General features: G+C 68.5%; 19 protein-coding genes. 4 read left to right on the plus strand and 15 right to left on the minus strand.

Annotation, left to right across the window (positions count from 1 at the left end):
- The first annotated feature begins 22 nt into the window (after window positions 1-22).
- Both VPA02S_RS25525 and VPA02S_RS25530 read left to right on the plus strand, forming a co-directional pair.
- Window positions 23-382, plus strand: a complete 360-nt coding sequence (locus VPA02S_RS25525) for a group I truncated hemoglobin (RefSeq protein WP_062366395.1) — start codon at window positions 23-25, stop codon at window positions 380-382.
- Between the two features lie 70 nt (window positions 383-452).
- Window positions 453-923 carry a cupin domain-containing protein gene (locus VPA02S_RS25530; RefSeq protein WP_018906353.1) on the plus strand — a complete coding sequence of 157 codons (471 nt, stop codon included), beginning with the start codon at window positions 453-455 and terminating at the stop codon, window positions 921-923.
- Between the two features lie 3 nt (window positions 924-926).
- Here VPA02S_RS25530 and VPA02S_RS25535 read toward each other — a convergent pair whose 3' ends face one another.
- Window positions 927-1202, minus strand: coding sequence for a DUF4242 domain-containing protein (locus VPA02S_RS25535; protein WP_012748641.1), 276 nt, complete (start codon window positions 1200-1202; stop codon window positions 927-929).
- 70 nt (window positions 1203-1272) lie between these two features.
- On the opposite strand from VPA02S_RS25535, the gene VPA02S_RS25540 reads away from it, so the two are divergent.
- Window positions 1273-1815, plus strand: coding sequence for a nucleoside 2-deoxyribosyltransferase (locus VPA02S_RS25540; RefSeq protein ID WP_062366424.1), 543 nt, complete (start codon window positions 1273-1275; stop codon window positions 1813-1815).
- A gap of 24 nt (window positions 1816-1839) precedes the next feature.
- On the opposite strand, the gene VPA02S_RS25545 is transcribed toward VPA02S_RS25540, so the two are convergent.
- Window positions 1840-2745 carry a LysR family transcriptional regulator gene (locus VPA02S_RS25545; RefSeq protein ID WP_062366398.1) on the minus strand — a complete coding sequence of 302 codons (906 nt, stop codon included), beginning with the start codon at window positions 2743-2745 and terminating at the stop codon, window positions 1840-1842.
- 102 nt (window positions 2746-2847) lie between these two features.
- Here VPA02S_RS25545 and VPA02S_RS25550 point away from each other — a divergent pair, with 102 nt between their 5' ends.
- Complete coding sequence (locus VPA02S_RS25550) at window positions 2848-3615, plus strand: sulfite exporter TauE/SafE family protein (protein ID WP_174545095.1); 768 nt, start codon at window positions 2848-2850, stop codon at window positions 3613-3615.
- Between the two features lie 24 nt (window positions 3616-3639).
- Here VPA02S_RS25550 and VPA02S_RS25555 read toward each other — a convergent pair whose 3' ends face one another.
- From VPA02S_RS25555 to VPA02S_RS25615, 13 genes are all read right to left on the minus strand, one after another.
- A complete protein-coding gene (locus tag VPA02S_RS25555) occupies window positions 3640-4113 on the minus strand; it encodes an NUDIX domain-containing protein (RefSeq protein WP_062366401.1) in 474 nt (157 codons plus the stop codon).
- Window positions 4113-4565 (minus strand): GatB/YqeY domain-containing protein, encoded by a 453-nt coding sequence (locus VPA02S_RS25560; protein ID WP_018906356.1) that lies wholly within the window; start codon window positions 4563-4565, stop codon window positions 4113-4115. The genes VPA02S_RS25555 and VPA02S_RS25560 overlap by 1 nt, the downstream gene beginning before the upstream one ends.
- Before the next feature lie 107 nt (window positions 4566-4672).
- The gene (gene rpsU, locus VPA02S_RS25565; RefSeq protein WP_007833691.1) at window positions 4673-4885 is read right to left on the minus strand and encodes a 30S ribosomal protein S21; all 213 of its coding nucleotides are present in this window, start codon (window positions 4883-4885) and stop codon (window positions 4673-4675) included.
- Window positions 4886-5035: 150 nt separating this feature from the next.
- Window positions 5036-6268 (minus strand): BaiN/RdsA family NAD(P)/FAD-dependent oxidoreductase, encoded by a 1233-nt coding sequence (locus tag VPA02S_RS25570; RefSeq protein WP_062366403.1) that lies wholly within the window; start codon window positions 6266-6268, stop codon window positions 5036-5038.
- A gap of 5 nt (window positions 6269-6273) precedes the next feature.
- Window positions 6274-7062: a YaeF family permuted papain-like enzyme gene (locus VPA02S_RS25575; protein WP_062366404.1), complete on the minus strand. Its 789-nt coding sequence runs from the start codon at window positions 7060-7062 to the stop codon at window positions 6274-6276.
- Window positions 7062-8192, minus strand: coding sequence for a sterol desaturase family protein (locus tag VPA02S_RS25580; RefSeq protein ID WP_012748633.1), 1131 nt, complete (start codon window positions 8190-8192; stop codon window positions 7062-7064). Before VPA02S_RS25580 ends, VPA02S_RS25575 begins: the two co-directional genes overlap by 1 nt.
- A 111-nt stretch (window positions 8193-8303) precedes the next feature.
- Window positions 8304-9194: an ABC transporter permease gene (locus VPA02S_RS25585; protein ID WP_062366406.1), complete on the minus strand. Its 891-nt coding sequence runs from the start codon at window positions 9192-9194 to the stop codon at window positions 8304-8306.
- Between the two features lie 323 nt (window positions 9195-9517).
- On the minus strand, window positions 9518-10435 hold the full coding sequence (locus tag VPA02S_RS25590; protein ID WP_018906359.1) for an ABC transporter permease: 918 nt from the start codon (window positions 10433-10435) through the stop codon (window positions 9518-9520).
- A 4-nt stretch (window positions 10436-10439) separates the two neighbouring features.
- Entirely contained in the window at window positions 10440-11708 is a 1269-nt protein-coding gene (locus VPA02S_RS25595; RefSeq protein ID WP_012748630.1) for an ABC transporter substrate-binding protein, read from the minus strand.
- Between the two features lie 88 nt (window positions 11709-11796).
- The gene (locus tag VPA02S_RS25600; RefSeq protein ID WP_062366408.1) at window positions 11797-12915 is read right to left on the minus strand and encodes an ABC transporter ATP-binding protein; all 1119 of its coding nucleotides are present in this window, start codon (window positions 12913-12915) and stop codon (window positions 11797-11799) included.
- Between the two features lie 140 nt (window positions 12916-13055).
- Window positions 13056-13862 (minus strand): uroporphyrinogen-III C-methyltransferase, encoded by an 807-nt coding sequence (gene cobA / locus VPA02S_RS25605; RefSeq protein ID WP_062366410.1) that lies wholly within the window; start codon window positions 13860-13862, stop codon window positions 13056-13058.
- Window positions 13859-14764 (minus strand): DNA-binding protein YbiB, encoded by a 906-nt coding sequence (ybiB, locus tag VPA02S_RS25610; RefSeq protein WP_012748627.1) that lies wholly within the window; start codon window positions 14762-14764, stop codon window positions 13859-13861. Before ybiB ends, cobA begins: the two co-directional genes overlap by 4 nt.
- 47 nt (window positions 14765-14811) lie before the next feature.
- Window positions 14812-17607, minus strand: a complete 2796-nt coding sequence (locus tag VPA02S_RS25615) for a nitrate reductase (protein ID WP_062366411.1) — start codon at window positions 17605-17607, stop codon at window positions 14812-14814.
- Window positions 17608-17775: the final 168 nt, after the last annotated feature.

Genomic DNA, 17775 nt, shown 5'->3' on the forward strand with positions numbered 1-17775 from the left:
TCAACCCGAAGGAGTGCGCCCCATGCCTGCAACCCTGTACGAACGACTTGGTGGAGAGGAGCGCATCCAGCGGCTCGTCACCGACGTCGTCGAGAACCACTACACCAACCCGCTCATCCGTTCGCGCTTTGCGAACAGCAACCGCGCCGAGGTCGAGCGCCATGTGGTCGAGTTCCTCTGCTCCGGCAGCGGCGGCCCGCAGTGCTACACCGGCAAGGACCTGGTGTCGGCCCACAAGGGCATGAACATCAGCGAGCAGGAGCTGGTCGCCGCAATGGACGACATCGTCGCGGCCATGACCAAGAACGGCTACGACCAGGCCGAGAAGAACGAGGTGGTCGCGATCCTCTATTCGCTCAAGGGCGACGTGGTGCGGCTGTAGACGCAGCCGCAGCTCTCGCTCGCGCTCCGGCGGCGCTTCGCCGGTGACACGGAAGGAAAGGAAGCTCACCATGACACGCCAGCCATTTGCCGCCTGGGCGATCGGCGCCGCCCTGATCGCGGGCATCGCCACCAGCTGGGCCCAGTCCGGCGATCACCGGATGATCTCGCCCGCCGACCTCAAATGGGCCGATGTTCCCTCGCTGCCGCCCGGCGCGAAGCTCGCGGTGATCGAAGGCCCGATGAGCGAGGCCGTGCCTTTCACGGTGCGCCTCAAGGTGCCGGCCAATTACCGGATTCCGTCGCACTGGCATCCGGCCGTCGAGCGGGTGACCGTGCTCTCGGGCACCTTCCACATGGGCCTGGGCGACAAGCTCGACATGCAGAAGTCGATGCCGGTGGTTGCGGGCGGCATGATGATCCTGCAGCCCAAGACGCCGCACTTCGCCTGGACCAGCGAGGAAACGGTGGTGCAGCTGCACGGCACCGGCCCCTGGGGCGTGACCTACGTCAATCCGGCGGACGACCCGCGGGCAAAATGAACTTCAGGCCGACAGGAGGTCGGCCGGCAGCGGCGGCGGGCGCAGCTCGCCGACCTCGACCACCACATCGGCCGGCAGTCCGTTGCGCCGTGCCGCCTCGCGGATCGGCTCGATGCCGGGGGCTTCGTACAGGCAGTACGTCTTCTTCTTGTCGGCGCTGAGGAACGAATACAGCCAGCGCACGCCGACGTCGTCGTTGACGCGGATGATGCCGGCCGCGGCCTCGGGCGAGACCTCGAGTTGATCCGCAAAATTGCGCTCGATCAGATAGAGAGGCATGGCGGCTCCTTCGTCGTGAGGAAGTGCCATCGTAGTACGGCGGGCCGCAAAAACCTAAGATGTGCCCTTCATGGACACATCCCCTGACAACCCGGCGCGCCCGCGGATCTACCTTGCCGGCCCCGACGTCTTTCGCCCGGACGCCAGGGAGCACTTCGTGCGGCTCGCGGCGGCCTGCGACGCGCTCGGGCTGGCGGCCCTGCTGCCGGCCGACGGCAACGAGGAGCCGGCTGCACAGGCGCCGGAAATGCAGATCTACCAGGCCAACATGCAGCGCCTTCGCGGCGCCGATGGCGTGGTGGCCAACCTCGCGTGCTTCCGCGGCCTGGAGCCTGATTCGGGCACCGTGTTCGAGGTGGGCGCCGCGGTGGCGCTGCAGATCCCGGTCGTGGCCTACGGCGTGCCCGCGGGCAGCTATGCCGACCGCGCCAGGGAGGCGCTGCAATGCGCGCCCGATGCGGCCGGGGTGCTGCGCGAGAGCGGCAGCGGCATCGCGGTGGAGGACTTCGGGCAGCCGCTGAACCTCATGCTGGCCTGCTCGATCCACATCGCGCCGACGCCGGAAGCGGCGCTGCAGAAGATGGCGGAACTGCTCGCCGCGCCTGCGCGCTGAGCCGCCCGGGGAAGGGCGCCGCGGCTACTTCGCCGCCACCTGTTCCACCGGTGCCACCAGGTGCTCGAGCATGCGCCGCGCATTGAGCGGCAGTTCCTGCGACGAGCGCACGCACGCCATCAGCGTGCGCTCGGCCCAGGCGTCGCCGAGCGCGGCGCGCGCGATCTTCATCGAGCGGGCGCAGCGTTCGGCCGCCGTCTGCGGCACGATGCCCACGCCGATGCCATGCACCACCATGCGGCACACGGCCTCGAAGTTGCCCACGCGCACCCGGTACGCCAGGTGCTTGCCGAGCGCGCGGGCGTGCTGCGTGAGCAGCAGCTGCAGCGCGCTGTCGGCGGGCAGGCCGACGAATTCGCTGTCAATCACCTCGGCCAGCATCACGCGCCGGCGCCCGGCCAGCGCATGGCCGCGCGGCATCACCAGCACCAGGTCATCGCGGCGGAACGGATGGCATTCGAGGCCCTCGGTGTCGATGGCGTCCGAGACGATGCCGATGTCGCAGCGGCCGCCGCGCAGCGCATCGACGGTGTCGGGGCTGGGGCGCTCCTCGAGGTCGACCGAGATGCGCGGATGCTGCATGAGAAAACGGCTCAGCACCTCGGGCAGGTGCTCGGTCAGCGCCGAGGTGCCGCACATGAGCCGCACATGGCCCTTGAGGCCCTGGCCGTACTCGCCGAGCTCGCCGCGCAGGCGCTCCATCTGCTGCAGCACGACGCGCGCATGGTGCAGCAGCGTGCGGCCGGCCTCGGTCGGGCGCACGCCCTGCGCATGGCGCGTGAGCAGCGGGCTGCCGAGGGCGTCTTCCATGCCGCGCACGCGCTGGCTGGCCGAGGCGAGCGTCATGTGCGAGCGTGCCGCGCCGGCCGTGAGGCTGCCGGCCTCGACCACATGGAGGAAAAGCCGCAGGTCGGTGAGATCGAATCGCATGGTGAGGCCGCAAGGTAGCACGGGAGCCTCAGCCTGTGCCTGAGGCCGGCTGCGCGAATGCCGCATTTCCAGGCGCGGCCGTGGCCGGCAGACTGCGCCGCCATGACGATTTCGAATGATCTTGCAGAACTGGCAACGGGCCACTGGGCGGCGGCCACCCTGGTGTTTCTGCTGGCCGGCGTGGTCAAGGGCGTGATCGGGCTCGGGCTGCCGACGGTGTCGATGGCGCTGCTTGCGCTCTGGATGCCGCCGGTGCGCGCGGCGGCGCTGCTGATCGCGCCGTCGCTCGTCACCAACCTCTGGCAGACCGGGCCGCGCGCGAGCTTCTGGCCGGTGCTGCGCCGCATCGGCGGCATGCAGGCGGGCATCGTGGCGGGCACCCTGGGCGGCGCACTGTGGCTCGGCGTGCCAGCGGGCGAAGGGGCCTCGGTGGCGCTGGGCGTGGCGCTGGTGGCTTACGCGCTCTGGGGCCTCACGGGACGGCAGCTGCAGGTGCCCGCGGCGCATGAGCGCTGGCTCGGGCCGGTGGTGGGCGCCGCCACCGGGTTGGTGACGGCGGTGACCGGGGTGTTCGTGGTGCCGGCCGTGCCTTACCTGCAGGCCCTGGGCTTCCAGCGCGATGCGCTGATCCAGGCGATGGGCATCTCGTTCACCACCTCGACCGTGGTGCTCGCCATCGGGCTCGCGGGCAACGGCGGCTATCCGATGGCGGCGGTGGGGGGATCGCTCGCGATGCTGGTGCCGGCCCTCGGCGGCATGGCGATCGGCACCTGGCTGCGCAAGCGGCTGCCGGTGGCGGTGTTCAGGCGCTGTTTCCTGGCCGGGCTGGCGCTGCTGGGGCTCTACATGGTGGTTCGCGCGCTGGCGTGAACCCGAAGCACCTGGCGACGAGCCCTACGCTGCGAGCAGGGCCGCGCGAACGCGCTCGATGGCCTGCCGGTAGGGCAGGGTGAAGCTGCTGATGTCGTCGCCGGCCGCCAGCCAGCTGAACGGGAACACCAGGCCGTCTTCCTCGGGGCTGCCCATGGCCACGTGGTCGAAGGTTTCGGGCAGCGGGCCGTCGGCGCGCATCAGGAACAGGTGCCACAGCTGGGGGTGGCGCAGCGTATTGCCCTCGGTGCCGGCTTCGCAGTCGCGCTGCAGGGTGCCGAGCGGCTGCAGCTCGCCGACGTGGTCGATGCCCGATTCCTCCAGCAGCTCGCGCCGCACCGCCACCTCGGGCGATTCGCCGGGCTCGACGGTGCCCTTGGGCAGCTGCATGTTGCCGTCGCCGGGGTGGCGGAACACCAGCAGCCGGCCCCTGGCGTCGACCAGGCAGGCGCAGGCCTTCAGGATCGGGCTGGTGCGGCCGCTGCTGCTGTCGTTCATCAGGCGTTGTTCGCGAGGGCGGCCTTGACCGCAGCGCTCACCTGGCCCATGTCGGCCTTGCCCGCGAGGCGGGTCTTGACCGCGCCCATCACCTTGCCCATGTCGCCGGGGCCCTTGGCGCCCAGTTCGGCCACGATGGCCTTCACTTCGGCGGCCACTTCGTCGGCGCCCATGCGCTGCGGCAGGTAGACCTCGAGCACCTTGATCTCGGCCGATTCCTTGTCGGCCAGGTCGGCGCGGCCGCCGGTGGTGAACGCGGCGATCGAGTCCTTGCGCTGCTTGACCATCTTGTCGACGATGGCAACGACCATGGCATCGTCGAGCTCCACGCGCTCGTCGACTTCCTTCTGCTTCAGCGCGGCCAGCAGCAGGCGGATGGTGCCCAGGCGCTCCGAGTCCTTGGCGCGCATGGCGGTCTTCATGTCTTCGGTGATCTGTTCTTTGAGTGTCATTCGGCACAACCTTTCGGAAAAAACAAAAGCCGCGGCAGGTTTCCCTGGCGCGGCTGGGGCAACGGGGCTGGCGGCGACTTTCGTCGGCGGCCGGGCCCGGGTGTTGCTTAGTACAGCTTCTTGGGCAGCTGCATGCTGCGCACGCGCTTGTAGTGGCGCTTGACGGCGGCTGCCTTCTTGCGCTTGCGCTCGGCGGTCGGCTTTTCGTAGAACTCGCGGGCACGCAGGTCGGTCAGCAGGCCGAGCTTTTCGATGGTGCGCTTGAAGCGGCGCAGGGCGACGTCGAAAGGCTCGTTTTCTTTAACGCGGATGGTGGTCATTGATGAATCGTTGAACTGAATTTGGCCTGGGGAGATCGAGGCCCCAAGCCGGGGTTCCTCAACTGAAAATTTTTGCGGCCGTTGAGGGAAGGCCAGAAGTTAGCCCGCGAGTATAGCACTCCGCGAGGCCTCGCGCGCCTCGCGGCCTTTTCAGAAGGAGGTGGCGCAGGCGTGCGCGCTGGCCCAGGCCCACTGGAAGTTGTATCCGCCCAGCCAGCCCGTCACATCGACCACTTCGCCGATGAAATACAGGCCCGGCTGCTTCGATTCCATGGTCTGGGAGGACAGGTCGCGGGTGTCGACGCCGCCGGCCGTGACTTCGGCCTTCTTGTAGCCCTCGGTGCCGCTGGGGATGATCTGCCAGCGGGCAATGCGCTCCGCCAGGGCGGCCAAGGCCTTGTCGGCCGCCTCGTTGATGGGCCGCTGCAGGGCCGGGTCCTGCCCGACCCAGGCATCGGCCAGCCGGGAGGGCACGAGCGCGGCCAGCTCGTTGGCGATGCGTTTCTTCGAGCGCAGCTTGGCTTCGGCCAGGGCCTCGGCCACGTCCACGCCGGGTGCGAAGTCGAGCGTGAGCGGGCTGCCGGGCTTCCAGTAGCTCGAAATCTGCAGCACGGCCGGGCCTGACAGGCCGCGGTGGGTGAACAGCAGGTCCTCGAGGAAGGCCATCTTTTCCTTCCTGGCGCCGGTCTCGATGCGCACCGGCAGCGCCAGCCCGGCCAGTTCGGCATACGGCGCCCAGGCGTCGCCGCCGAAGGTCAGCGGCACCAGCGCCGGGCGCGGCGTGACGACGCGCAGGCCGAACTGCTCGGCCAGGCGGTAGCCGAAGTCGCTGGCGCCGATCTGCGGAATCGACAGGCCGCCGGTGGCGACCACCAGCCTGGGCGTTTCGATGGGACCCCTGGTGCTATCGATCCGGTAGCTGCCCGCGCCCGATGTGCCGTCGCCGGCGGCCGAGAACACGATCTTTCCGAGCTTGCACGGCTGCCAGCGCGTGACGCCGCCGGCCTCGCACTCCGCCAGCAGCATGTCGATGATCTGCTGCGAGGAGCCGTCGCAGAACAGCTGGCCCTTGTGCTTTTCGTGATACGCAATGCCGTGCTTGTGCACCAGGTCGATGAACTGCTGCGGCGCATAGCGCGACAGCGCCGAGCGGCAGAAATTCGGGTTGCCGCCGATGAAGTGGCGCTGCGGCGCGCGCACGTCGAGGTCGCGGTTGGTGAAGTTGGCGCGGCCGCCGCCCGAGATGCGGATTTTTTCCGCGATCTTTTCGCTGTGGTCGACCAGCAGCACCTTGAGCCCGCGCTGGCCGGCCAGGCCCGCGCAGAACAGCCCGGCCGCGCCCGCGCCAACCACCACCACGTCGAAATGAGAAGGAGCGCTCAAGCCGGTCAGGGTCCATCGGCCGCCAGCAGCGGCGGCGCGTTGTACTTGAGGTGGCCCACGTAGCGCAGCGGCTGCGTGGCGGCAATCGAGGGCACGTCGCCCTCGCGCATGTGCAGCAGGTCGGCCGGGCTGACCCAGCGCGGGTCGGCGTCGGTGATCGGCAGGCCGGCCTGGCGGTAGGCCTCGAGCACGAACTGCGAGCAGAAGAACTGGTCGTCGCGGCTCGCGCCCAGCTGCACCATGGCCATGCCGCTGATGCAGTAGTGGCTCACGGCGGAGGGAATGAGCGGCAGCTCGCACAGGCGCCGGTTCAGCACGAAGGGCGCATTCAGCAGCACGCCGGTGGTGTTGTAGCGGATGCCCACCTGCGAGTTGGCCCAGGTGCGCAGTTTCCGGGCTCCCGAGTCATCGAGCCCGGGCACGCGGAAGGCCACGACCATCTGCTCCTCGTCCACCACGTCGGCCAGCGGGCGCGCGCGCACGCCGCTGCCTACCGCCTCGGCGATCAGGCCGTCGCCCAGGTAGAGCACGGCATGGCTCACGGGCGAGAAGGTGCCCAGCCGGATGCCGAAAGAGTTGACCGTGGCGATGGAGGTCAGCAGGATGTCGCCGGGCTGCAGCGCATCGGCGGCAATGAGCTCGCCGCCGTTGCCGGGCGCGATGACCGAGCTCTGCACGCGCAGGCGCAGCCCCGCATCCTTGGACGGCAGGTCGACGCGGGTGGCGCAGGCCGACAGCAGCAGCAGCGATGCGCAAGCGGCAAGCGCCGCCGCGCGGAGATGGCGCCGCGCCATCATCCCTTCCAGACGAAAGGAAACTTCAGCTGCTTGAAGAAGCCGTTGGGCACGTAGTCGCCGAGCACGCCGTATTTCTCGGGCCAGAGCTTGGTGCTCTTCACCGCGGTGCCGAAGAGATAGTCGAGAAAGGCGTAGTGCGCCGAATAGTTCTTGTCGAGCGCCTCCACGTCCTGGCTGTGGTGCCAGTGGTGGAAGTTGGGCGTGACGATGATGTAGCGCAGCGGCCCGAGCCGCACGCTCACGTTGCAGTGGTTGAACACCGCCTGGAAGCCCACCACCACGATGTACGCGTCGATCACTTCCTTGGAAAAGCCCAGCACGTAGATCGGCGCCAGCACCAGCGTGCGCGTGATCAGCAGCTCGAGGATGTGCTGGCGCGAGCCGGCCATCCAGTCCATGCTCTTCACGCTGTGGTGCACCGCGTGCAGGCGCCACAGCACCGGCACCTCGTGGTAGGCGCGGTGGGTCCAGTACTGCACGAGGTCGGCCACCAGGACGATCAGCAGCAGTCCGGCCCAGAACGGCAGGTTGCCCACCCAGCCGCGCACGCCGTCGTTGGCGGCCCAGCCGAAGAACTTGTGCACCATCAGGTTGGTGGCCAGCAGCACGAAGCCCACGATCATGTGGTTGACCACGAAATGGTGGAAGTCGGTCTGCCATTCGGCGCGGAACACCGGCTGGTCCTTGCGCAGCGCAAACAGCTTCTCGATGAAGATGAAGATCAGCGAGGAGCCCAGCAGGTCGAGGATGAACCAGTCCAGGCCGATGTAGGGCGTGTTGTCGGCAAAGTCGTTCACCGGCACCTTGTGTCCGCCCAGCAGCGCGGCCGCAGCCACCAGCAGGAAGGCGGCCGAGGACAGCCAGCGCGAGCGGTTGAAGATGATGTTCACCAGCGCCAGCCCGCCCGAGACCACCATGGCCGCCAGCAGGATGAAGCGCATCACGTCGACGTTGTAGCTCTTGCGCAGCTCGGGCGTCGTGAGGTACTGCGGAAAGTGGAAGGCCAGCACGCCAAGGAAGCACAGGATGCCCAGGCTCAGGGCGATGGTTCCGGTGACGAGGCCGCGGCCGCGCTGCAGCTCGCCATGGTTCTGTGTGAATTCGTTGAGTTTGTCGATGTCCAGCATGCCCGCCTCTCTCTCTTTTGCTTGCGCTTTTGTTGGAGCGCGATTTTAGGCGGCTGTAGGAAAACGCTCACGTCGACCAAAAGGTCTAGACGCGGCCGCCGGTCTCCGGTATCAGCGCGGCCGGACCGCGCGCCGGCGCAGCAGCGCGGCCGTGCCCAGCGCCACGGCCATGACCAGCAGCGAAACGACGGTGGTCACCGTGCCCAGCGCATAAATGGAAGGCGTCGTGACGGTCGAAGTCAGGCCCTGCAGCTCGAGCGGCAGCGTGTTGACGTCGCCGATGGCTTGCGAGGTGCGGGCGATCTCGTCCCACGACAGCGTGAAGCCGAACATGCCGATGCCGACGATCGACGGCCCGATCAGCGGCAGCACCACGAAGCGGAAGGCCTGCCACGGCGTGGCGCCGAGGTCGCGCGCGGCTTCCTCGTAGGTCGGGTTGAAGCGGTTGAACACCGCGAACATGATGAGCAGGCCGAAGGGCAGGGTCCAGGTCAGGTGAGCACCGAGCGCGGAGCTGAAGAGGCCGAGCGCGGTGCCGTAGCCTTCGAGCAGCGTGGTGGCGTCCATTGCCGTGAGCAGGCTCTTGATGCCGGTGTCGAGCAGCCGGAACTGCAGGCCGATGCCGAGCGAGATGATGATCGACGGCATGATGAGGCTCGCCACGGTCACGAAGAAGAGGGCGTTGCTGCCCGCGAGCTTCTTGCGGAACGCGAGCCCGGCGAGCACCGACAGCACCACGGTGAAGCCCATGACCACGGCGCCCAGCGCCAGCGAGCGCCGGAAAGCCGCGCCGATGTCGACGGTGCCCAGGCCCTCGGCCAGCTTGTGGAACCAGTGCAGCGAGACGCCGCGCAAAGGGAAGGTCAGCCCGCCTTCGGGGCCCTGGAAGCTCAGGATGAAGATCGTGATCATCGGGCCGTAGAGGAACAGCACGAAGAGGGCGAACACGATCGCTAAGGGCCAGAAGCCGGGGGCGCGTTGTTCTCCGATGCGTTGGCTCATCTGTGTTTTTCTTTCGGGGGGCTGTTGTTCAGGGCGCTGTCGTTCAGGGCGCGTGCACAGATCACCGGGTACTCCCCTCCGCGAATGTCCCCCGGCCTGCGGCCTCCTCCTTTATTTCGCTGCGGGGAGCACCCGATGCTCTGTGCACTTGGGCACGCCGCCGGTTACCGCTGATCAACGACGGCTCTTTCCAACGCTCCCGTCGATGGGGTGCCTTGCGCAGCGAAATAAAGGAGGAGCGCGAAGCGCGGGGGACATTCGCGGAGCAAGGTACCCCGTCGGCGGGAGCGCGCCCTGAACAACGAAGCCCGAATAAGTTCACCCTAAAGCTCCTTGCGAATGTCGACCAGCCGCGTCAACCCCCAGATGATCATCAGCACCACCGCCAGCAGGATCACCGCGTTGGCCGCGGCCAGCGGAAACTGCAGGTACGAGGTCTGCACCTGGATGATCTTGCCGATCGATGCGATCTGCTGCCCGCCCATCACGCCGATGGTGACGAAGTCGCCCATCACGATCGTGATGACGAAGATCGAGCCGATCAGAATGCCGGTGCGCGACAGCGGCACCACCACGTTCCAGAGCGTCTGCCAGCCCGAGGCGCCCGCATCGCTCGCGGCTTCGAGCAGCGAGCGGTCGATGCGCATCATGCTGTTGAAGATCGGCACGATCATGAACATCGTGTAGAGGTGCACGAAGGCGAGCACCACCGAGAAATTGGAGAACAGCAGCCACTCGACCGGCTGGTTGACCACGCCCAGGCCCATCAGTGCCTGGTTCACCAGCCCGTTGCGGCCCAGCAGCGGCACCCACGAGATCATGCGGATCACGTTGGAAGTCCAGAACGGCACGGTGCACAGCACGAACAGCGCCGTCTGCATGCCCGGCGAGCGCACGTGGAACGCAAGGAAGTAGGCCACCGAAAACCCGACCACCAGCGTGATGCCCCACACCAGCAGGCAGAACTTGAAGGTGCTCAGGTAGGTGTTGAGCGTGACGCACAGGTCGCCGTTGTCGGTGAGATGCGAACAGCCCTCGAACAGGCTCAGGTAGTTGCGCAGCGTGACCGCGGGGATCAGCTCGTACTCGTTGAAGTTCCACAGGCTGACCATCGCGACCAGCGCCAGCGGAACCAGGAAGAACAGCAGGAACACCAGCGCGAACGGCGCCGCCTGCCACCATGCCTTGACGGCGTGGACGGACGGGCTGGGCGCATGCGCGCTGGCGGTGGGGGCGCTCACGGGGTCAGGCTGCGACGAACTCGTTCCACTTGCGGACCATGTATTCGTTCTCGTCCATCACCGCGTTCCAGCAGGCGATGCCGCCCATGCGCTGCTCGTAGCTGCCGCCGTCGCGCACCGCGCCGGCCTTGGCGATCACGTCGCCCTGCGGGCTCTTGATGTCCTGCGCCGCGGGCTTGCCTTCCATCCAGTAGGCCCACTCGTAGGCTTCCATCTTGGTCTTGGCGGTGTCGAGCACGGCGCTGTAGTAGCCCTGGCGGTTGAGGTAGGCGCCGGCCCAGCCGTCGAGGAACCAGTTGATGAACTCATAGGCGCCGTCGAGCTTCTTGCCCGAGAGCGTGGCCGGCAGCCCGAAGCCCGAGGCCCAGGCGCGATAGCCTTCCTTGAGCGGCTGGAACGTGCAGTCGATGCCCTTGCCGCGCACGGCCGTGACCGCGGGCGACCACATCGACTGGATCACCACCTCGCCCGAGGCCATCAGGTTCACCGACTCGTTGAAGTCCTTCCACAGCGCGCGGAACTGGCCGGCCTTCTTGGCTTCGATCAGGGTCTTGATCGTGAGGTCGATCTCGGCCTTGGTCATGTTGCCCTTGTCGGCGTACTTGTGGATGCCCTTGGCCTCCACCACCATCGCGGCGTCCATGATGCCGATCGACGGAATGTTCAGGATCGCGGCCTTGCCCTTGAATTCCGGATTGAGCAGCTCGGCCCAGGAGCCGATGGGGCGCTTGATGAGGTCGGGGCGGATGCCCAGCGTGTCGGCGTTGTAGGTGGTCGGGATCAGCGACATGAACTGCGTGGGCGACTTGGCAAAGGCCTTGCTCTTCTCGCCTTCGAGATAGATCACCTTGATGGGTGCCGTGCCCTGGTCGCCGACCTTCTTGCCGCCCACTTCGCCCTTGGTGAAGAGCGAGGTGATCTTGCCGGCGTTCTTCACGCGCTTGGTGTCGATGCCCTTCAGGTTGCCGGTGGGCACGATCTTCTTGAGCGAGAAGAACTCGGTGTCGATCAGGTCGAAGCTGTTGGGCGCGGTGACGGCGCGTTTGGTCACGTCGTCGGTGGTCACGGCCACGTACTGGATCTCGATGCCGGTGTCGGCCTTGAACTTCTCGGCGATGGCCTTGTCCTGGTTCACCGCCGTGCCCAGGTAGCGCAGCACGATCTTTTCCTGCGCATGCACGAAGGGCGCGATGCCCGTGGCCAGGATGCCGGCGGTGCCTTGCAGCAGGGTGCGACGCTGGAGGCCGGCGGACGAGTCGATGGGGTCGGTCATGGAAGAGTCTCCGTGGAAGAAAAAAGCAGGGGAGGGAACGTGGAAAAAAACGAACGGAAATGCAGGCAATGCAAGAACGGCCGCGCGCTCACAGCGGCATGCTCGCGAGCGCGGCCAGGTCGTCGCGCGCGGGGCGGCTGCCGCTCGCGGCCGGTGCCGGCGCGTGCTCGGCAGGCGGCTTGGCGCCGGGGCCGAGCACGCGCGCATCGGCCTCGGCCCAGGACAGGTGCACCGCATCGCCCGGCGCATGGGGGCTTGCAAGAAAGGCGGCCTCGCCCAGCAGCACCGAGACGCTGCCGCGGCCGGGCGCGGCGTCCTGCAGCGCGAGGCCGAGCAGCACGTAGGTGCCCTGGTATTCGACGTCGGTGACCGTGGCGGGCAGGCCGCCGGCTGCATCGCCGCGGGCGATCCGCATGTGGTCGTTGCGCACGGCGACCGGGCCGGCGGGCGTGTCGAACACGTTGTGGCCGCCCATGAAGCGCGCCACGAACTCGCTCGCCGGATGGTCGTAGACCTGGTGCGGCGAGCCGACCTGCTCGATCACGCCGTGGTTCATGACCACCATGGTGTCGGCCAGCGCCATCGCTTCTTCCTGCGAGTGCGTGACGTGCACGAAGGTCAGCCCCAGTTCCTTCTGCCAGCGCCGCAGCTCGGCGCGCATCTGGATGCGCAAAAACGGATCGAGCGCCGACAGCGGCTCGTCGAGCAGCAGCACGCGTGGCTCGGTGATGAGCGCGCGCGCGAGCGCCACGCGCTGCTGCTGGCCACCGGAGAGCTCGCCGGGCTTGCGCTCGGCCAAGTGCCCCATCGCCACGCGCTCGAGCAGCTCGCGCGCGCGCTTCTGGCGCTCGGCCTTGCCGACGCCTTTCATCTTGAGGCTGAAGGCCACGTTGTCCAGCGCCGAAAGATGCGGGAACAGCGCGAAGCTCTGGAACATCATCGCGGTGCCGCGCGCGGCCGCGGGCAGGTTGGTGATGTTGCGGTTGTCCAGCAGGATGTCGCCGCTCGTGACCGACTCGTGGCCCGCGATCATGCGCAGCGTGGTGCTCTTGCCGCAGCCCGACGGGCCCAGCAGGCAGCAGTAGCTGCCGCTCGCGATGCGCAGGTCGATCTGGTCGACGGCGGCGGGCGTGCCCGCGGCATAGCGCTTGCTGAGCGCGACGACCTCGACGGCGGCGGGCGGGGGCGCGATGGCGGCGGCGCTCATCGAGGGGCCCGGGGGGCGAAAAATGATCGGAAGGCGAGCATGCTGGCGTTAAGCACGCTCCATGCCACGTCGGTGGCTTGCGGCCCAGAGGCACCGCGCGTGCGAGGCCCGCCGGGCCTTCGCCGCGGAACCCCGGAAGCCTAGGTGCCGAAGCGGTTCGCGTCGGCCGGCAGCGCCGCCGCGGCCAGTCCGCGCAGCACGTCGCCCACCACGATCACCGCGGGGCTCGCGATGCCGGCTTCGGCAATGCCGGCCTGCAGCTTGCCGAGCGTGGTCGCAACGTGGCGCTGGTGCGGCAGGCTCGCGTGCTGCACCACGGCCACGGGCGTGTCGCCGGGCAGGCCGTGCAGCAGTTCGCGTTCGATGTGGCCGGCGCCCGCCACGCCCATGTAGATCACGAGCGTGAGCCGCGCGCTGTGCGCGGTGGCGGCCAGCGCGCGCCAGTCGGTCGGGTCTTCGGCCGCGCCGGCGCCGGTCTTGGCATGGCCCGTGACGAACACCACGCCCTGCGCATGGTCGCGGTGCGTGAGCGGCACGCCCAGCGAGGTGACGGCCGCGAGGCCGGCCGTGATGCCGTTGACTACCGTGCATTCGATGCCGGCTTCGCGCAGGTGCTCGACCTCTTCGCCGCCGCGGCCGAAGATGAAGGGGTCGCCGCCCTTGAGCCGGACCACGGTTTCGCCTTCGCGCACCGCGGTGATCATGAGCCGCTCGATGAAGGCCTGCGGCGTGCTCTTGCAGCCGCCACGCTTGCCCACGTGCACGATGCGCGCATCGGGCCGCGCATACGAGGCCAGGATGCTGTCGCTCACGAGGTCGTCCACCAGCAGCACCGTGGCGGCCTGGATCGCCTTGACGGCCTTGAGGGTCAGCAGTTCGGGGTCGCCGGGGCCGGCGCCCACCAGCGTGCAGCTGCCGGCGGTGGATGAAGAAGTGGCTTTGTTCATGCGTGGGATGCCAGTTGCGTGATGTGCCTCACCTGCGTTGCGATGGCCTCCGGCACGGGAAGCTCGCCATCGAGCACACGCCGCGTGTACGCGGCCGTGGTCGCGACGTCGATCTCCTTCGGCAGGCCCGGCACTTCGCTTGCCGTGCCGCTTTCCTGGGCCTGCAGTTCGCTGCGCACGCCGCGCACGAAGCCGTCGATCTGCGCAGTGCGGCGCGGGTCGGACACCACTTCGCCTTCGAGGCCGCGCGAGAGCAGGGCGGTCATGCCCATGAGCTCGAAGGTTTCGCCCATGGTGCGCGCGTATTCCGGATGCGTGTAGCTTGCCACGATCACGCAGGGGCCGGTGGTCGGCTGCATCAGCTTGACCACGCTGTGGCCAGGGTTGCGCAGGCCGACCACGCGGCGCACGTCGAGCAGCCGCTTGAGCGCGGGATTGAGCAGTTCGGTCGGCGCAAAGCCCACCTCGCCGGAAGGAATCTTGCGGATGGCGGGCAGCGCGGGCACGTCCAGCGCCTCCAGCACGTTCGACGCCAGCACGCGCGAGGTTTCGGTGGCGCTGCCGTGCACCAGCACCGGCAGGCCTTCGCGCGCCAGCAGCAGCGCCAGCAGCGGCGTGAGCACCGGCAGCCGGCGCGCGCCGTTGTAGCTTGGCAGCACGATGAGCGGGCGGTCGGCCGCGGGCAGGCGGTTGAGCCTGGCATGCGTGGCATCGAGGAAGCCCGCCATCTCCTCGGGCGTTTCGCCCTTGATGCGCATGGCAAGGCAGAAGCCGCCGATCTCCAGGTCGGTGACGGTGCCGTCCAGCACCTGGCCGAACAGGTCGGCGGCCTGTTCGCGCGTGAGCGGCTTGGCGCCTCGCGCGCCGCGGCCGATTTCCTTGATGTATTGGCTGATTCCCATGGGTGCGCCGATTGTCCCGCAATGCTTATGCCGGAATGCAAGTCGGCTTATGCACCCTCGGCCACGGTCTCGGCGGGCGTTGCGCGCACCATGCGCTTGAGCTCGGGCAGGCAGGAGCCGCAGTTGGTGCCGCATTTGAGCGCACCCTGCAGCGCGGCCAGGCGTTCGTCGGGCGTGCCGGTGCAGCGGCCCAGTTCGGCCTGGATCGCCAGGTCGGTCACGTTGAAGCAGGTGCAGACCGGATGTCCGCGCGACTGCACCGCCACCGGCGCGCGCGCGCCCGGCGACAGCAGCAGCCGGCCGTAGCTCTGCGCCGGAATCTCCTCGCGCAGCAGGGTGCCGATCCAGGCCTCCGCGCTGGTGTCGCCGCCCAGCAGGAAGGCTTCGAGGCCGGCATTGCCGTCGGCGCGCCGCACCAGCCGCGCCACGCGGCGCTGGCCGCGCCGGCGGTCGGCGTAGCGCAGGGCATCGCTGCCGCGCAGGCCGAGCAGGCCTTCGATGCGGTCGATGGTTTCATCGGCCGGCGCATCGTGCGCGGCGGCGCGGAACAGGATGCCGCTGCGTTCCTCGCCCGGCGTGTTGCCCGAGAACGGCACGCAGGTGGCAAACGGAAACATCGCCATCATCGGCTTGAGCGCCTGGTGCGCGGCCAGCGCCGCGTCGGGCGGCAGCCAGGCCATGGCCAGGAGCGACCAGGGCAGCTCGGCCTTGAGGATCTTGACCGGCGTGTGCTTGAGTTCGGGCTGCTTCGAGGTGGGGCAGTAGGCCGAGGTGGTCAGCGCATTGATGCCCGCGAGCGGCGTGCCGGTCGACGAGCAGCCGCTCAGGTATTCCTCGCCCCAGTGCATGGCGACGAAGGCCTGGCTCAGGCCGATCTCGGCGCTGGCCTGCACAGGCAGCAGGATCGAGCCGCGCTTGGAGGTCAGGTGCACGAGGTCGCCGTCCTTCAGCTGGCGGCGCGCCATGTCCTGCGCATTCATTTGCACCAGCGGCTCGGCCACGTGGCCGAACAGGCGGCCGACGGTGCCGGTGCGGCTCATGCCGTGCCATTGGTCGCGCAGGCGCCCCGTGTTGAGCGAGAACGGATAGCGCGCCTCGCGCGCCTCGGCCACCGGTTTGTAGACCGTGTCGACGAAGCGCGCGCGGCCGTCCGGCGTGGGGAAGACGCCGTCTTCGTAGAGGCGTGCGCGGCCGGTGGCCTCGCCTTCCTTCAGCGGCCATTGCTGCGGTCCCGCGCTGTCGAGCATCGCGTAGCTCATTCCGGTGATGTCGAGGTCGCGGCCGCGCGTGGATTCGCGGTGCTCGTTCCAGACCGACTCGGCGGTCTCGTAGGGAAACAGCGTGGGCGTGGCGCCGAGCCGCTGTTCGAGCCGCCGTGCGAAGTCCACGGCAATCGACCAGTCGTGCCGTGCCTCGCCGGGCGCCGCCACCGCGGGCCGCACGCGCGAGATGCGGCGCTCGCTGTTGGTCACGGTGCCTTCCTTCTCTCCCCAGGTGGTGGCGGGCAGCAGCAGGTCGGCGAAGGCGCAGGTGGCGGTGGTCGAAAAGGCTTCCTGCACCACCACGAACTCGGCGCGCTCGAGGGCGCGGCGCACCGTGGCCTGGTCGGGCATCGACTGGGCGGGGTTGGTGCAGGCGATCCACAGCGCGCGGATCTCGCCGTCGGCCGCGGCCTGGAACATCTCGACCGCGGTCTTGCCGGGTTTTTCGGGCACCGAGGGCACATTCCACAGCGCCGCCACTTCGGCCCGGTGCGCGGGATTGGCCAGGTCGCGGTGCGCGCTCAAGAGGTTGGCCAGGCCGCCCACTTCGCGTCCGCCCATCGCATTGGGCTGGCCCGTGAGCGAGAACGGGCCGGCGCCGGGCTTGCCGATCTGGCCGGTGGCCAAGTGCAGGTTGATCAGCGCCGCATTCTTCGCGGTGCCGCTCGACGACTGGTTGAGGCCCTGGCAATAGAGGCTCAGCGTGGCGGGCGAGGTCGCGAACAGGCGCGCCGCGGCGAGCAGGTCTTCTTTCGAGATGCCGCAGATCTGCGCCACCTTGTCGGGCGTGCATTCGCGCACCGTGGCCTTCAGTGCATCGAAGCCGCTGGTGTGGCCGGCGATGTAGCCGTTGTCGGTCCAGCCTTCCCACAGCATCAGGTGCAGCATGCCGTTGAACAGCATCACGTCGGTGCCTGGCTGGATCGGCAGGAACAGGTCGGCGATCTCCACCGTGTCGGTGCGGCGCGGATCGGCCACGATGATCTTGAGCCCCGGGTTCGCGGCCTTCGCATCCTCGATGCGGCGAAACAGGATCGGATGCGCCCACGCGGCATTGCTGCCCACGATGAAAAGGCATTGCGCATGCTTGAGGTCGTCGTAGCAGGCCGGCGGCGCGTCGGCGCCCAGGGTCTGCTTGTAGCCGGCCACCGCGCTGCTCATGCACAGGCGCGAGTTGGTGTCGATGTTGTTGGTGCCGACGAGGCCCTTGGCGAGCTTGTTGAAGACGTAGTAGTCCTCGGTGAGCAGCTGGCCCGAGACATAGAAGCCCACGGCGTCGGGGCCGTGGTCGCGGATGACCTGGGCGAACTTGTCCGTTGCCATGTCGAGCGCGCCATTCCAGCCGATGGCCTCGGGCGTCGCGCCGCGCTCGGCGCGCCGCATCGGCTGCAGCAGCCGCGTCTGCCGCGTGACCGTGGCCGTCGCCGTGAGATGCAGCGTCGAGCCCTTGGTGCACAGGCGCCCGAAATTCGCAGGGTGATCGGGGTCGCCGCGCACGCCGGTGATCTGGGCGCCATCGGATTCGATGATCACACCGCAGCCCACGCCGCAGTAGGGGCAGGTGGAGCGAGTTTCTTCCATGGGTGGTGTCTCGGTTCGCGTCTAGCTGCTGTGCGGCGCCTGCGCGTCGAAAGTCTCGTCGCCCAGCTTGCCAGCCGTGGCGGCACCGGGGCCGGCGCGCGGCGGTGCCAGGTCGAGGGCATGCGTCTTCAGTTCGACCACGTTCATCATGACCTGGCCGTCTTCAAG

This window comes from Variovorax paradoxus NBRC 15149 (genome assembly GCF_001591365.1).
GTDB lineage: Bacteria > Pseudomonadota > Gammaproteobacteria > Burkholderiales > Burkholderiaceae_C > Variovorax > Variovorax paradoxus.

What these genes read in the sequence shown, in the direction of transcription:
- VPA02S_RS25545 (WP_062366398.1), bottom strand. Translation starts at nt 2,745, where the DNA reads ATGCGATTCGATCTCACCGACCTGCGGCTTTTCCTCCATGTGGTCGAG.
- VPA02S_RS25615 (WP_062366411.1), bottom strand. Translation starts at nt 17,607, where the DNA reads ATGGAAGAAACTCGCTCCACCTGCCCCTACTGCGGCGTGGGCTGCGGT.
- VPA02S_RS25595 (WP_012748630.1), bottom strand. Translation starts at nt 11,708, where the DNA reads ATGACCGACCCCATCGACTCGTCCGCCGGCCTCCAGCGTCGCACCCTG.
- VPA02S_RS25555 (WP_062366401.1), bottom strand. Translation starts at nt 4,113, where the DNA reads ATGAACGACAGCAGCAGCGGCCGCACCAGCCCGATCCTGAAGGCCTGC.
- VPA02S_RS25600 (WP_062366408.1), bottom strand. Translation starts at nt 12,915, where the DNA reads ATGAGCGCCGCCGCCATCGCGCCCCCGCCCGCCGCCGTCGAGGTCGTC.
- rpsU (WP_007833691.1), bottom strand. Translation starts at nt 4,885, where the DNA reads ATGACCACCATCCGCGTTAAAGAAAACGAGCCTTTCGACGTCGCCCTG.
- VPA02S_RS25530 (WP_018906353.1), top strand. Translation starts at nt 453, where the DNA reads ATGACACGCCAGCCATTTGCCGCCTGGGCGATCGGCGCCGCCCTGATC.
- VPA02S_RS25550 (WP_174545095.1), top strand. Translation starts at nt 2,848, where the DNA reads ATGACGATTTCGAATGATCTTGCAGAACTGGCAACGGGCCACTGGGCG.
- cobA (WP_062366410.1), bottom strand. Translation starts at nt 13,862, where the DNA reads ATGAACAAAGCCACTTCTTCATCCACCGCCGGCAGCTGCACGCTGGTG.
- VPA02S_RS25535 (WP_012748641.1), bottom strand. Translation starts at nt 1,202, where the DNA reads ATGCCTCTCTATCTGATCGAGCGCAATTTTGCGGATCAACTCGAGGTC.
- VPA02S_RS25585 (WP_062366406.1), bottom strand. Translation starts at nt 9,194, where the DNA reads ATGAGCCAACGCATCGGAGAACAACGCGCCCCCGGCTTCTGGCCCTTA.
- VPA02S_RS25580 (WP_012748633.1), bottom strand. Translation starts at nt 8,192, where the DNA reads ATGCTGGACATCGACAAACTCAACGAATTCACACAGAACCATGGCGAG.
- VPA02S_RS25575 (WP_062366404.1), bottom strand. Translation starts at nt 7,062, where the DNA reads ATGGCGCGGCGCCATCTCCGCGCGGCGGCGCTTGCCGCTTGCGCATCG.
- VPA02S_RS25560 (WP_018906356.1), bottom strand. Translation starts at nt 4,565, where the DNA reads ATGACACTCAAAGAACAGATCACCGAAGACATGAAGACCGCCATGCGC.
- VPA02S_RS25525 (WP_062366395.1), top strand. Translation starts at nt 23, where the DNA reads ATGCCTGCAACCCTGTACGAACGACTTGGTGGAGAGGAGCGCATCCAG.
- ybiB (WP_012748627.1), bottom strand. Translation starts at nt 14,764, where the DNA reads ATGGGAATCAGCCAATACATCAAGGAAATCGGCCGCGGCGCGCGAGGC.
- VPA02S_RS25540 (WP_062366424.1), top strand. Translation starts at nt 1,273, where the DNA reads ATGGACACATCCCCTGACAACCCGGCGCGCCCGCGGATCTACCTTGCC.